Here is a 14,686-nt window from a genome sequence, read left to right as displayed (position 1 = left end):
ATGGCTTTATTTTGACTAGCCAAATCCTGAACTATTGACGAGAAAATGTAAAATTTCTTACTATTTAAAAGCCTTACAAACGCCGATACAATGGGGCTAAACCTAACTTCATCAATACTTATTTAAAACTTAAAGTTTAAAAACCATAGCTTTATCCTGACTAGCCAAATCCTGAACTAATGACGAGAAAATGTAAAATTTCTTACTATTTAAAAGCCTTACAAACGCCGATACAATGGGGCTAAACCTAACTTCATCAATACTTATTTAAAGCTTAAAGTCTAAAAGCAGATGGCTGTTTTTTATCGTATCTTAGATGATCTTTCGTAGTCTTTTTCAATTTTTGCATTTATCAAGTTAAATCGCTTATAGCTTTCTCTCATTCCCTGCAATGTCTTGATCTTTGGTTCTATTTCTCTAAATTTTTCAATATTAAGGGCGTATAGGTCTTTTATTCTACTTTTCTTAGCATCTGGCTCGAGAAAGTCGTATTTCTTTGACAAATACTCAACTTGCCGAGAAAACTCCTTTAAAGGCTTTGTTATGCTGTCGAGATTAATTTTATTACTACTTATACCTAATGCTGTGCCTGCTACCAAATCATCATTAAAGTCCTTTAGAATTGGTTTGGCCGATCTCGCATTTGGCACTATTTCTAGTATCGCTTTTGTAAATTCTTTGCCACGTTCGTCATTATCAAATCCTAGTATAACTCCTGCATTTGGTGCCAGCTTTGTCAATGCTTTTATGACTTCCTTTTGCGTTGCCGATATTTGACCATTTGTTGAGCATAGGAGTGTTTCTTTTAAATTTACGTCTTTTATTTCACAATATGATAATGTATCTATCATGCTCTCACAGATTACAATATTTTTAAAATCCTTTGGATTCTTGTGTGCTTCGTCTGCCTTGAGTATTTCAAGCCCCTTTATTCCATTGCAGAGCTGTTTTATTGGCTTAGCGTATGCCTTTCCTTGCTGATCCTGCGTTAAAGGCTTCGATAAGTAGCTTATATATCCTGTCTGCTTTAGAAATTCTCTTTTGCCACTGCTTAGTTCTAATACACTTAATGTATATGTTGGCACTATTACATTCTTAAATTTTTCATCCTGCTTGAGGCTACTAAATTTTATCAGGATATCGCTTTTAATTTTTCTTTTGCTAGTCAAAAACGAGTTTTCATCTATCTTATTTAATTTTTTAAATTTTTCTACTATAATACTATCATTTTCTTTTTGTTTTATTATTTCTTTAGTATTGTTTTTTAATGTTTTTACATCGTTTATTATATTTTCATCTATTAAATCTTTTATTGATACGCCACGATTTTTGGCGAAATTATATATATTTCCCCTATCATTATCATCGCTTGGGTTAAAGTATAAATAGTGTCCGTTGCTTTTTCTCGTTATGATGATTGTATCGGAGTTGTTATTTGTGAGTGTTTTGTAATTTTGGCTACTTTTCTCTCGTTTTTCAAAGTAGCCATTATTTTTTAAAATTTCATCTAGTGGTAGTTCGACTAAATTTTCTTTGTTCATTGTTTAGGACATAATTTTAAAAAGTTCGCACGCTTTTTTGCTTGTTTGTGTGGTTTTTTGTCTGTTATCGAAAAATATTTTTTAAGTGCTGGAGCGCATTCACTTGGTCTTGTTGGACTTGATAAGCACAATAATGCTTCGCATGCCAGCTTTGCATCTCCTGTTATTTCCTGTGCTACTGCACTACCTGCAAACATTGTTATGGCAACAATACTTAAAACTATTTTTTTCATTTTCTACTCCTTATTTAAAAAATACAAATTTTGGAAGCCCTAGCTCATCTTTTGGCATTTGCTTTGTTTCTGGGTCAAATATTGCATCATTTCGCTTATATTCAACAACTTTTTGGTTAAAGCTATCTGGTGTTAAATCTCTAGCACTATTGTCTTTCATGGCTTGTCTGCTCGATGCCATTGCGCTGGTGTAATTGATATTTAGCTCATATTGCTGTTGCATATTTTCTAAAATTTTAAGCAGTATAGTATTTGTCAATGCTTGAGCCTGTTTTTGATTATTAGCCTTATTTAGTTGTTTAGATAGCTGCTTTAAATCATCTCTCATTCTATCTCTTGTATACTCTTTCGTTTTATCGCCATTATGAAATGTGTCTTCAAATGCTAATAAATTGTTTGTTTTCTCTATATTATCTCTCTCTTGTAAAAATCTTTCCGCATTTTTAATATTACTGATCTGCGCCTGATAGTTTGCTCGTTCTATTGGGTCAACTGCCTTATTCATTTTTTGAGTTAATTCTTCTATGCTCTTGCTTATATTTGCTCCATCACGTAGTGCAAATGTACATCTATTTAGCTTATTTGCTAGTTTATTGCCTGATGCTTTTACTGAGTGACTAAAAAATTGGCTATTTTGCTCTAAGAATGAGCAGGCTGTCTTAACTCTTGCTATATCCCCCATTATGTCTTTTGGCAAATTTTTTACATCTTCGTATATGCTTTGCATTTGCGATATTAAACTTTGTGCATCGCCTAATATCTCATAAACGCTGTTCATATCTACACCAAGCTCTTGCATTTGTTTCTCGAAATTTAGTGTATCTTTAACCATTTGCTCGTATTGTTTGATCTGTTCTGCGTAGTCTTTCAGTGTTTGGGTGTATTCCATAACTTGTTGGGCTATCGCGGCTACGTCAATAGTTGGTATACCGCTAGCATTGATACTACTTAAAAATAGTGAAGATGCTACGGCAACTGATATAATCATTCTTTTCATTATTTTTTCCCTTTTTTACTCATTTTTTATAAGCTCCTGCTTTGTTCTTGGTCTTTCTCTTTTGTCTTGTTTAGTATTTTTTCTTTGCTCTGCGCTAAACTATCATTAACTTTTTTATAAAATTTAGGATAACTATTTTTAAAATTTGGCGTTTCTTTCTCTATTTCATTCAACATTTTATTTAATTTTTCGTATCCTTTTACATCAAGCCCTTTTTTAATTTCTTTTTCATACGTTGTTTTTAGTTTTGCGTAGTTTGCATGTTCGTTCTCTAATTCTTTTAAACCGCCCTTGACTTCTTTGCGTTGTTTATAAACTTCTTTAACCAGATCCCCAACTGCATCTTTAAATTTGGGACTATCAAAGGCTAGTTCTAGCTTTTCTTGTCGCTGGCGTTCTTTTGTTTCGCTTTCTTCTTTGCCCTGTCGCATCATCATTTCTAAGCTTCTATCCATCTCCTGCAGAGCAGTCATTATGTCTTTTATATCGCCACTATTCATCAGATTGTCAATTGATTTTTGAAAATTGGCTTCAAGCCTAGATTGTTCATCTCTTAATTTTTCAAGCTCTTTTTCGTGCTGGTTTTCTAGCTCATCAGCTTTTCTGCTCCAGTCTTCTTGTTCTGCTTCTCTTTCTTGTGAGTGTGTTGTAATTGTGACATCCTGCTTGGCTTCATTTTTATTCTCTAGCTCAGCTTCTTTTGCCTTGATCTGCTCATCTATCTTTTCTTTTTCTTTTAAAATTTCAAGGCTACTTTTTAGGGTGTCATTGCCGTCTATTTCATTCAGCTTATCGCTTACAAAGTCTCTCTTTTCTTTTGGACTTTTAAATTCATTAAACTCAGCTTCTTTTGCCTTGATCTGCTCATCTATCTTTTCTTTTTCTTCTAGGGTATTAACGGCTTCATTTAAATTCTTATTTAATTTTAATTCTGCTGTTTCAAAAATAAATTTACGATTTATATCTTGGATTGTGTATTCTTTTTCATTGTCGAAGTTCTCTTTCAAATCCATATCCATTTCTCTTATTGTGAGTGTTTTAATTTTGTTGAGATCTTCTGCGCTTATGTCTGTCTTATAGATATTGTTAATAATTTCTCTTACTTCATTATCGTCGTTGCTACCATAAGCTGTATAAAATTCTCTTGCACATGCTACTGCACCTGTTTCGTTGCTTTTAAAAATTCCTGTGTTCTCGATAGCTTCTTTGCATGCTAGCACCTGCTCTTTTACACTGCTTTGTTTTAATTCTTCGGATGGCATCACCATTTCTTGCTCTTTTAGATAACTCCATTCAGCCAATTGATCTTGAGTTAGCTCTTCTGCCATTTTCTTTCCTTAAACGATAGATTATTTAATTAATTTTACCCTTTATTAAATTCAACTAACTTTTAAAAAACGACATACAAAACAACTATTTTTAAGCTGAATTTAATAAAAGCCACAATAAATCTTTAAATGCTCTACAATCAAAAATAAGTGTTTAATGCTACCTTTCTTTAAATTATTTTTTAAAAGCCAACACACCCCTTTAAAATCAATTTAAACGCTAATTCCTTTCTTAAATTTTTTCAACCCATAAAACAATAAAAAATTTAAAAACTCAAAACAATATAAAACAACTTTAAAAAAATTTTAAGCTTCTACTTATTCTATTAAAATTTAAATTTTCTTACTAACAACATCTCTAATAAAAAATTTCTTTCCCTTTTTAAATTTATGTATTTATATATTAATGTTTAGAGATGGCGAGATTTTGTATTAACTTAAACTTTATAGTTAATTTTTTATAAGGCTAATTGGTGCTGATATAAACGTTTATATTATTATTTTTATATAGAATTATCTTAAAAAATATTTTTAAATAAAAGCGAGATTTTGTAAAATAAAGCCATTAAAGCAAGGTATATTAAGCATTTATTAATATTTATTTCCCTTTATATGGTTATTTAAGCTTTAAAAGATATAAATACTCTTTTTTAAAAATCTTAAATAATAAAATTAATTTAAAGTGAATTTTTGTGTTATGTTTAAATTTTTGCTAAAATCACCCGCATGAAAAATTTAGAAAAAAATAGAAATATATATATTAAGCATAATCGTTTTTATATTGACTATCAAAAGGATGGCGTAAGAATTCGCCGTGCCACTGGACTGAAAAAATCCCCTTTAGCATTTGATTTTATTCGAAAAAACTATAATTTATTTCTTGGCTCTGAAGAGGATATTGAACTTGCTAAGAGCAAATATTACGAGCTCGAGGATATGCAAACTGATCGCATAATCAGAAAAGGGGAGCAAAAGCTGGAGCCTATTAAAAATACTAGTGAGTTTAGCTTTGAGGGGATTATTTATAGATTGCTTAATGAAAAATCCTTTTTAAAGGATAAAACAATCAGGTTTTATAATGTTGCTAGTCAGGCTGTTATAGACTTTTTGCATTCAAAAAATATCTTTTATCTGTCCGATTTTAAAAGACAGGATAGTATTGATTTTGTAAAATTTTGTAAAAACAAGGGTTTAAAAGATAGCTCAATTAATGGGTATTGCTCTTTTTTTAAAATGATTTTTCGTTATGCTATTGCCAATGATATAATCTCAAAAAATCCATTTTATATACCTAGGTTCAAACAAGAATTACATAATGCCGACAATGGTGATTTTACCCCTTTTAATTTAAGTGAGATTTTGCAACTTATAAAACATGCCGAGGGCGAGCTACGCTTATTTTTAATAGTTGCGTTCTTTACTGGGGCTAGGACTGGCGAGATTTTGGCTTTGACTTTTAATGACTTGGATTTTCAAAATAAGGAGATACGTATTAATAAAACTCTATCAGAGCTAGGTGTTTTGGATTCTCCTAAAACTAAGTCTAGCAATCGTACAATCGATATGCTTGATATTGTTTATAATGAACTGATAAAACTCGATTATGCCGATATTAATCAAAATATTTTTTCTCTTTCGCGAGCAGTTATCAGATTAAAATTTAATGATTTACAGAGATCCCTTGGCTTTAAAATACATAAGCTTTATGATACTAGACACTCATTCGCTTCTGTAATGTTAAGTCGTGGCGAGGAGCCGATGTGGGTTGGTTGTAAAATGATGGGTCATAAAAATTTAAATGAGACCTATCGCTCTTATGCTAAATATCTACCAAAAGATACTAGACAAAGAGCAACTTTTTTAAAGAATATAACAATTTAAAATTTTTAAAAAAATAGACACTTTTTGATAAAAATATGCTATAATATACTAATTTAATTTAAAAAAGTAGATGACTTTTCACCCCTTTTTTATTTATTTAAATGCCTATTTTACGGCATTTCAGCTTATAAATTTTAAAATTTCACGCAAGTCTTTAACATCAACACAATGTGTCGCTTCTTTTTTTAAGATATCTTTTGCACAAAATGCAATGCTAAGGTCGCACTTTCTAAACATCGATATGTCATTGGCCCCGTCCCCAACACACATTATCTCGTCCTTGCCTAAATTTAATAGTCCACACAAGCGGTCAATCATATCTCCCTTTGAACTACTAAACATCATCTCTCCGCCAACTTTACCACTTAAAATTCCATCTTTATGATGCAAGATATTTGCAAAATTTGCATCAAAATTAAGCTTTTTTTGCATTACATCGGTTGCATTGTGGAATCCACCGCTAAAAACCACAACTTTGATACCTTTTTGCTTTAAAGCTTCTATTAGCTCACCAGCTCCTGGCATTATGGGTAAATTTTTGCAAATTTCATTTACTTTTAAAAGTGGCAATCCTTTTAAAAATTTTACTCTTTTTGTAAGACTTTCAAAAAAATCAAGCTCACCGTTCATTGAGCGCTTAGTTATATTAGCTACTTCTTCACTAGCATTATTAGCGGCGGCGAGAATATCTATCGTCTCGCCGTCCATTATTGTAGAGTCAAAGTCAAAAACACAAAGTTTTATCAAGCTATGCCCTAAAAATCACGTTTTAAAAGGCTTTCGACCTTCAAGATCGTAAGAATATTTTGGTCACGCTTTCCGATACCATAAATCATGCCTTTGTCTTTTACTAAAGTCTCTGGTGGCGGATCGATCCTGTTACGGTCTATTCTGATAGCCTCCGTCAAGCGGTCTATCACAAAGCCAGCGATATTATCCGCATCTTTCATAACGATATATCTTGTGCTTGGGCTTTGTTTTGTGACATTTAGTGAAAAACGCTTACGCAAATCAATAAGCGGAATAACATTTCCACGTAGGTTAAATACGCCAAGAACGTAATCAGGTACACTAGGAACACGTGTATATTCAATAGGTTTGATTATCTCTTGGATATTTAAAATAGGTATTGCGTACTCTTCCTCACCGACAACAAATCCTACTAGCTGAACTATATCCTCATTATTTTTTAACTCAGGACCATTCATTTGCTGTTTTTGTTTGCTTAAAACTTGATTTAGTTTATTGTTCATCCCTTACCCCTAAGCTAATTTTATATTCTTTCTAACGACATTTTCTAAGTACTCGGCTGAATATGGTTTTGTAATATACTCAGTCATTCCAACTTCTACGCCACGCAATCTATCTGTTTTTGACGTCCTTGATGTAACAGCAATAAGTGGTAAATTTCTATACTTAGAGTATTTTCTAATTTCGCCAGCCAGTGTATATCCATCCATTCTTGGCATCTCAATATCTATCAAGATCGCATCAAAGGAGTGTTCTCCAGATTTTACGATATTTAATGCCTCAACACCGTTTGTGGCTTCTATTATCGTTACCCCAGTTGGTTCAAGCGCTTTTTGCATGATAGTTCTATCCATTTTTGAGTCATCAACTATCAAGACTTTATAATCGCTTGGTTTTTCCTTTGCTTTTGTGCTATCTTCTATTTCGGCTCTAATATCTACCTTGATATCTTTTGCCATCTCCATCATAGCACCAACATCGATAATCAATGTCACACGACCATCACCTCTAATAGTCGCTCCAGCAATACCTGGGATATTTTGTAAATAATCACCCATTGATTTAATAACAATCTCTTCTTGTCCAACCAAAGTATCGACGATAATACCTAGTTTTGCTTCAGCAACACCGATTATTACGACATAGGTTTGCTCTCCACCATCAAATGCTTTTTCTACACCAAATACATCAGAGAGTCTAACAAGAGATAAGACTTCATCTCTTAGCCTTAGTACATTTTTGCCATCGATAGTATAGATATCATCAATCGGCACGCGAACAGTTTCAAGAACGCTAGCAAGTGGAATAGCGTAAAATTCTTCTTGTGTTCCAACAAGTAGTGACTGAATAATCGCAAGTGTGAGTGGAATTTTAAGCTTCATAACTGTGCCTTTTCCAACTTCACTTTCAATATCAATGATACCATTTAGTTTTTCGATATTTGTCTTGACAACGTCCATACCAACACCGCGGCCAGATACGTTTGTAACTTTTGCCGCAGTTGAAAATCCTGGTCTAAAGATAAGTCCAAATGCCTCTTTTTCACTCATCGCATCAGCTTCGCGTTCAGTGATGATGCCTTTTTCTATCGATTTAGATTTAAGCATGTCAGCATCTAAGCCTTTACCATCATCAACTATCTCAACAACGATGTGATTGCCTTCATTGTAAGCTTTTAGTTGAACAAGGCCTTTTTCAGGCTTGCCTGCTGCCTTTCTTGTCTCAGGATCCTCGATGCCGTGATCGCATGAATTTCTGATGATGTGAACTAGTGGATCGCCGATCTCTTCTACGATTGACTTATCAAGCTCAGTCTCTTCACCTGAAATTTCAAGATCGATTTGCTTACCAAGATCGCGGCTAAGATCGCGTATCATACGTGGGAATTTATTAAAGACTTTTGCTATTGGAAGCATTCTTGTTTTCATAACAGCAAGCTGAATATCAGTCGTAACTAGACTTAGGCTTGAGACTACTTGATTTAACTCTTCAAGAAATTTCTCACCCTCATATCTCTCTTCCACGTCATCATAAATTTTTAACAAGCGGTTTTTACCAAGAACAAGCTCACCAATTAGATTCATTAAGTGATCAAGTCTTTTTACTTCAACGCGTATAGTTTGTTCCTGCGCTACTGCACCGCTGCTTGCTGCTGGGACCTTTTTATCTCCGTCTTTTTCTTTACTCTCTGCTTTTGCAGCTGGAGCTGAAGTGTTACTTGCAGCTGGAGCTATCTCGCTAGGAGATTTTGGAGCTATACCTTTTGAAGCACGCCTTGCTTGGTCTTCTGCTTTTCTAACCTTTAAGAGTCTTTCTATCTCTGCTTCGACTTCTGAATCACTTAATTTTGAAAGCTCAGCATCACTTATCTCTGGTGCTTCTTCGGCAGGCGCGGCTGGCTCTGGCTCTTGTGCCGGTTCTGGTACTGGCTCAGCTACTGGCGTGGCAGAAGCTTCAGGAGCTGCTACTGGAGCTTCGCCTTCAGAAATTTGAGTAAGTCTTGCGCAAATATTTTTAATATCAATGCCAGCAGCTGTATCGTTTCCATGATCTCTAATGCTGCTTAACAAACCTTTCATCATATCAACTGACTCAAGAACTACGTCCATAATGTCTGGAGTGATCTTTAGCTCGCCTTTTCTAGCTTTATTTAAAACATCCTCCATATGGTGAGTAAGCTCTGTTAAAACATCAAAATTTAAAAAGCTTGAGCTACCTTTTACTGTGTGAGCAACACGGAAAATTCTATTTAATAATTCCAAATCTTCAGGGTTTGACTCAAGTTCAACAAGGTCGTGATCTATCTGCTCAATAAGTTCGAAAGCCTCTATTAAAAAGTCTTCCATTATTTCTTTCATATCATCCATGTTTCACCTCATTTTGCAGATTTAGAATGTGCTTCAATAACTTTTAGCACTTCTTGATAAAATATGCTTGCATCAAATTTTGTAAGATACGCCGCACCACCAGCTTCTTTGCTCTTGATTTCACTAAAATCATTACTCAATGAGGAGTTAAATACTATTGGCACTTCTTTAAATCTTTCATCATTTTTAAGAGTTGAAGCAAAGCGGTATCCATCCATCTGTGGCATTTCAATATCACTTAAGATAACTCTAAGCTCTCTTGATAGGTTATCTCCATATCTTTGATAAAGCTCTTCCATTCTCTCCAAGCCCTCAACGCCGTTTTTAGCCTCAACTACGCTAAGTCCCATCTTCTCAAGTGCGTCTTTTACTAGTTTTCTAGCAGTTGAGCTATCATCTAAAACCAAAGCAGCACCTTTTAATTTTTGATCGTCTGTTACATCAAATTCGATCTTTGGTGAGTAAATTCCAAGCTCTTCAACAATACTTTCAAGATCAAGAATAAGTAAAACTTCATCATTTTCTATTCTTGTCACGCCTGTTATTTTGCCTTTGTCTAAAGCGCCAGAACCTGAAGCAAAATTTGCTGGCTCGATATCTTTCCAGCTTATACGTCTGATCCTTTTTGCCTCATGGACGATAAAGCCGATCAAAATACCGCTAAACTCAGCAATAATAACACGTGGCTTTATAACTACGCCTTCAGTTGGCTCGATAATATTCATCCATCTTGCCAAATTTATGACAGGGATCACCACGCCCCTTAAATCAAAAATTCCCTCGATATACTCAGGAACGCCTGGAAGCTCTGTAAGATTTGGCATCTTAATGATCTCCCGCACCTTTGCGACATTGACTCCGTATATTCCTTCATATACTTTGTTTTCGGTCTTTTTAAAGATACGAAAATCAACAAGTTCCATCTCGTTTGAGTCCGTTTTTAGTACGTTATCTCCAAACATCAATGTCCTTTCAAACTCATTTTGAGCAAATTTAACTTTTGCTGGGCGTATTCTACAACAAAATAACTTTGCTCACATGCAAAACAAGGTAAATTTATATAAAACTTATCATAAATATTAAATTGCTCGCCTTGATGATAGTGTCCCTCTATCACAATGCCGGCCTCATATCCTTGCAAATGCTTGCTCATTAGCTCCTTAAAATTAGGAATTTTGTAGTCTAAATTTTTCTTGGTAAGCCTAGCTAGTATCGCTTTTGATATTTTAAAATTTAAAAATTTATCCAAAGCATTCATAAATTTTAAAAACCATCTAAGGCGCAAAAATCTAAGTGCATATTTATCTACAAAAGGTAAGAATATATCGCCATGCGCGATCTGGACTCGCTCTTCATTGATCGTCTTAAAATTTGCTGGCTGATCGTAAATATCATAAACCCTAACGCTTTTATAGCGCAGCATCTCGTGCCCATCCCAAATTTCTCTTGTTTTATTAAATAAATTTGAAAGTCTAAAATCGTGGTTGCCCTCGAAGTAAAAAATTTCTACCTTTTGTGAAATTTTATTGATAAGGCTTAAGTGCTCGGCGTAAAATTCTCTTGTATATTCGCCTTCACCAGTTAAAAAATCAAACATATCACCTAACAAAAAAATTTGTGGCGGCTCTTTGATCTCCCCGCTATCAATGGCTCTTAAAAATTTTAAAAAGCCATTTCGGTTTACGTTTTCATGCGCATCAGCTATAAAGATCGCGCCTTCTTTTATAACGGGGGCATATAGATATTCGCTCAAATTTTGCCTTAATTAAAAATTAGCAGAGCCAAAAAGCAGTTTCTAGCTCTTTGCATCATCTTTTTAGTCAAATTTTATAGGCTTATAGCAAATTTTTACAATCTCAACGTCGCTTCTACCTTTTGGTAAATTTAGTACCACTTCATCGCCCTCGGCCTTGCCCAAAAGCTGCTTTGCAAGAGGTGAGTTTATCGAGATATATCCTTTGTCGATGTCGCTTTCACTAATGCCAACTATCGTATATGTATGCTCTATTTCGGTTTCCTCGTCCATTATCGTAACGCTTGAGCCAAACCTAACTCTATCGTGCTCGTAGCTACTTGGATCGATCACTTCAGCATTTGCCAGAAGCGCGCTTAGCTCTGCGATCCTAGCGTCTATAAAGGCTTGTTTCTCTTTTGCTGCGTGATACTCAGCATTTTCTTTTAGGTCACCGTGACTTCTTGCGATATCTATCTCAGTTACGATTTGAGGGCGTTGCACCAGCCTTAGATCTTTTAGCTCAGCTTCTATCTTCTCATATCCGTGCATTGTCATTGGTTCACTCATTTTTTACTCCATATTTTTTAAAATTTTTACTACATTTTTACTGCTGCCATGCGACAAATACTCTCTCAATTCGTCACAGCCTTTTAAAAATTTCTGCCCATCGCAGCTCTCATAAGCTCTTAGCAAATTTTCAGCCGTTGCAAACTCTTGGATAAACTCCTCATGAAGCGGCTCTTTGCCCATGAAATCAAACATTATATTTGCAAGTCCAGCGTGCTTGATCTTTACAAATTTTCTAGCTATAAAAATATCTATTGCTTTTGCCTTATATGCTAGCACAAATGGCGTACCAATGAGCGCTGCTTCAAGAGTAGCCGTACCTGAGCAAACAAAGGCAAAGTCGCTCTCATACAAGGCTTCAGGCGTGTTTGAGACGATCTCAAAATCGCTCACATCGCCATAAATTTCACCAACTTTATCAAGCAAAAATGGTGGCACGACAAGTAGCCTTTTTGCCTCAATATTCTTAGCAAGCTCTCTATAAACTGGCATCAGCCTAGAAATCTCTGACCTTCTTGATCCTGGCAAAAATGCCACTTTGCCGCTGCTACTTAGGCTGGTTTTTTTAAGCTTTATCTCATCCATCAAAGGATGGCCCACGTAGGTCGAGCGGCTATAAAATTTAGAGTCAAAAGGCAAGATCGAAGCTAGGTTGTCACAGTATCTCTCCACAATACTCACTCTTTTTGGCTTCCACGCCCAAACTTGAGGTAAAATGTAATATGTCACGGCTGCTTTTGCGCCAGCCTCTTTTATCGCCTTTGCAAGCGGCAGATTAAAAGCTGGGCTGTCTATTAGTAGCACGGCATCAGCCTCTTTTGCCATCTGGCTCATCACTTTCATCGCCTTTTTTGCTTTGAAAATGAGCGGCAAAACCTCGACAAAGCCCATCGCTGAAAACTCGCTGCTTTTCATATATGGCGTGCCAAGCTCTTCGCTAAAAATTCCCATTAGCTCAAATTTGCCCTCGTAATTTTTCAAAATTTCTTTTAAATGCAAATTTGCCGATGGCTCAAGAGCGGAGACTAAAATTTTCATTTACACACTTTCATCAGGTCTTTTTTTGGGGGGCATTATACGCAAAAATTCTTTAAAATTTTAAGAAAGCTGTGATAAAATCCAACCCTCTAAAGGATAAAATTTGAAAGAAATTTTGATAACAAATGACGATGGATTTGAGGCGACTGGCCTGCTTGCCTTAAAAGAAGCTTTAAGCGAGCTAGATGGCGTAAATGTCACGATCGTAGCTCCAAGCTCTGAAAAATCAGCCTGCGCTCACTCTTTGACGCTCACAAGACCGCTTAGGTTTATAAAACTTGATGATGGCTTTTTTAAACTTGACGACGCAACGCCTAGCGACTGCGTCTATCTCGCACTTCACGCACTTTATAATAAAAAGCCAGATCTAGTGATAAGCGGCATAAATCACGGGGCAAATTTAGGCGAAGATATCACCTACTCTGGCACGTGTGGAGCGGCGATGGAGGGCGTTTTACAGGGCATTAGAAGCATCGCTTTTTCGCAGTTTTATGAAAACAACTCACTAAATGAACTTGGCTTTGAACTAGCAAAAGAGGTGGTGAAATTTATCGTACCGAAGGTGCTAAATGATGAAATTTCGCTAAATCAAAGAGAATTTCTAAATATAAATATCCCAGCCACAACTAGCAAAAATTTCAAAGGTTATGCCGTCGTGCCAGCTGGCAGACGCACCTACGCTACGCATGCCACGCTTAATCGCAACCCAAGAGGCATTGAGTACTACTGGCTTGGAAATGCCGCACTTGAATACGAAAAAGGCGAGCCAAGCGACATCAGCAAGGTAAATGAGGGCTTTGCCACGATAACGCCCATAAAACTAAACATGACTTCATACGAGAGCTTGGAGAGCTTAAAAGGGAAATTTGATGCAAAATGATAGATTTACAAGGATAAGATGGCTCTTTGGCGATGAGGGTTTTAGCAAGCTTCAAAGCGCAAAAGTGCTAGTTTGTGGAGCCGGAGGCGTTGGTGGGATGTGCGTAGATGCGCTTGCTAGAAGCGGGGTCGGAAGCATCACTCTAATCGATAAAGACATCTTTGACGTGACAAATCAAAACCGCCAAATTTACAGCGAAAATGTAGGCGGCGTAAAGGTAGATGAGTTTGCTAAAATTTATCCTTGCATCACGCCTATGCAGACGCTGATCACGCCTGAGTTTGTCGCTGGATTTGACTTTAGTAAATTTGACGTGGTGATCGATGCGATCGATGATATCACCGCCAAGATCGCCCTTGCAAATGCGGTAGATCCTAGCAAATTTATAGCCTCGATGGGTGGGGCAAAAAGGGTTGATCCAACCAAGATCAAAGTGGCCAGCGTTTGGAAAACTTCGGTCGATCCACTAGCTAGAAAATATAGATATGAGCTCAAAAAATCAGGCTTTAGCGGTAAATTTGACGTGGTCTTTTCAACAGAAGAACCACTTTGCAAGCCACTTGGCAGCTTCATGGGCGTGACTGCCTGCTTTGGGCTAAATTTAGCCTCACTAGCTGTTAAAAAGATAGTTGATCAGTAAGTCTAAATTTACACTCCGAGCAAAATTTCAAATTAGAGCTAACATTTTGGATAAATTTAACAGCCAGCTCTACAATACACAAATTTAACAATCCAAGATGAGTGTAAGATTCAATAAAAGTTGCGAATGAATAAAAGCGATTGAGAAATGCATTATGTAAAATCATTGCCCTATTTTCAGTTAAATTGATACTATTTTACTATTTTTTAAAATTAAAAACAAGCTACTA

General features: G+C 35.7%; 14 protein-coding genes. 3 read left to right on the top strand and 11 right to left on the bottom strand.

Annotation, left to right across the window (positions count from 1 at the left end):
• Nucleotides 1-302 precede the first annotated feature (302 nt).
• From G6W45_RS09535 to G6W45_RS09520, 4 genes are read right to left on the bottom strand one after another with little or no spacing between them, the layout of a single operon-like run.
• A complete protein-coding gene (locus G6W45_RS09535; protein WP_194168332.1) occupies nt 303-1,541 on the bottom strand; it encodes a toprim domain-containing protein in 1,239 nt (412 codons plus the stop codon).
• Complete coding sequence (locus tag G6W45_RS09530) at nt 1,538-1,774, bottom strand: TrbM/KikA/MpfK family conjugal transfer protein (RefSeq protein WP_035142509.1); 237 nt, start codon at nt 1,772-1,774, stop codon at nt 1,538-1,540. The genes G6W45_RS09535 and G6W45_RS09530 overlap by 4 nt, the downstream gene beginning before the upstream one ends.
• 10 nt (nt 1,775-1,784) lie before the next feature.
• A complete protein-coding gene (locus G6W45_RS09525) occupies nt 1,785-2,771 on the bottom strand; it encodes a type IV secretion system protein (protein ID WP_194168331.1) in 987 nt (328 codons plus the stop codon).
• A gap of 26 nt (nt 2,772-2,797) precedes the next feature.
• On the bottom strand, nt 2,798-4,099 hold the full coding sequence (locus G6W45_RS09520) for a hypothetical protein (protein WP_196780174.1): 1,302 nt from the start codon (nt 4,097-4,099) through the stop codon (nt 2,798-2,800).
• Nucleotides 4,100-4,825: 726 nt separating this feature from the next.
• On the opposite strand from G6W45_RS09520, the gene G6W45_RS09515 reads away from it, so the two are divergent.
• The gene (locus G6W45_RS09515) at nt 4,826-5,980 is read left to right on the top strand and encodes a site-specific integrase (protein ID WP_194168330.1); all 1,155 of its coding nucleotides are present in this window, start codon (nt 4,826-4,828) and stop codon (nt 5,978-5,980) included.
• Nucleotides 5,981-6,100: 120 nt separating this feature from the next.
• On the opposite strand, the gene serB is transcribed toward G6W45_RS09515, so the two are convergent.
• The 7 genes from serB to lpxB all read right to left on the bottom strand — a co-directional run bounded on the left by serB (nt 6,101) and on the right by lpxB (nt 12,937).
• The gene (serB, locus tag G6W45_RS09510; protein WP_194168329.1) at nt 6,101-6,727 is read right to left on the bottom strand and encodes a phosphoserine phosphatase SerB; all 627 of its coding nucleotides are present in this window, start codon (nt 6,725-6,727) and stop codon (nt 6,101-6,103) included.
• Between the two features lie 8 nt (nt 6,728-6,735).
• Nucleotides 6,736-7,233: a chemotaxis protein CheW gene (locus tag G6W45_RS09505; protein ID WP_072594427.1), complete on the bottom strand. Its 498-nt coding sequence runs from the start codon at nt 7,231-7,233 to the stop codon at nt 6,736-6,738.
• Between the two features lie 9 nt (nt 7,234-7,242).
• Entirely contained in the window at nt 7,243-9,597 is a 2,355-nt protein-coding gene (locus tag G6W45_RS09500; RefSeq protein ID WP_194168328.1) for a hybrid sensor histidine kinase/response regulator, read from the bottom strand.
• An 8-nt stretch (nt 9,598-9,605) separates the two neighbouring features.
• Complete coding sequence (locus tag G6W45_RS09495; protein ID WP_021091802.1) at nt 9,606-10,559, bottom strand: chemotaxis protein; 954 nt, start codon at nt 10,557-10,559, stop codon at nt 9,606-9,608.
• Nucleotides 10,559-11,350 carry a UDP-2,3-diacylglucosamine diphosphatase gene (locus G6W45_RS09490; RefSeq protein WP_194168327.1) on the bottom strand — a complete coding sequence of 264 codons (792 nt, stop codon included), beginning with the start codon at nt 11,348-11,350 and terminating at the stop codon, nt 10,559-10,561. The genes G6W45_RS09495 and G6W45_RS09490 overlap by 1 nt, the downstream gene beginning before the upstream one ends.
• 63 nt (nt 11,351-11,413) lie before the next feature.
• Complete coding sequence (gene greA / locus G6W45_RS09485; RefSeq protein WP_072594430.1) at nt 11,414-11,899, bottom strand: transcription elongation factor GreA; 486 nt, start codon at nt 11,897-11,899, stop codon at nt 11,414-11,416.
• A 3-nt stretch (nt 11,900-11,902) separates the two neighbouring features.
• Complete coding sequence (gene lpxB, locus G6W45_RS09480) at nt 11,903-12,937, bottom strand: lipid-A-disaccharide synthase (RefSeq protein WP_194168326.1); 1,035 nt, start codon at nt 12,935-12,937, stop codon at nt 11,903-11,905.
• Between the two features lie 103 nt (nt 12,938-13,040).
• Here lpxB and surE point away from each other — a divergent pair, with 103 nt between their 5' ends.
• Together surE and G6W45_RS09470 are read left to right on the top strand one after the other, a co-directional pair.
• Nucleotides 13,041-13,817, top strand: a complete 777-nt coding sequence (surE, locus tag G6W45_RS09475; RefSeq protein WP_194168325.1) for a 5'/3'-nucleotidase SurE — start codon at nt 13,041-13,043, stop codon at nt 13,815-13,817.
• A complete protein-coding gene (locus G6W45_RS09470) occupies nt 13,807-14,457 on the top strand; it encodes a tRNA threonylcarbamoyladenosine dehydratase (protein ID WP_194168324.1) in 651 nt (216 codons plus the stop codon). The genes surE and G6W45_RS09470 overlap by 11 nt, the downstream gene beginning before the upstream one ends.
• Nucleotides 14,458-14,686 lie beyond the last annotated feature (229 nt).

The organism is Campylobacter concisus (assembly GCF_015229955.1).
Taxonomy (GTDB): Bacteria; Campylobacterota; Campylobacteria; order Campylobacterales; family Campylobacteraceae; genus Campylobacter_A; species Campylobacter_A concisus_AT.
This window is presented reverse-complemented; position numbering and strand designations above follow the sequence as displayed.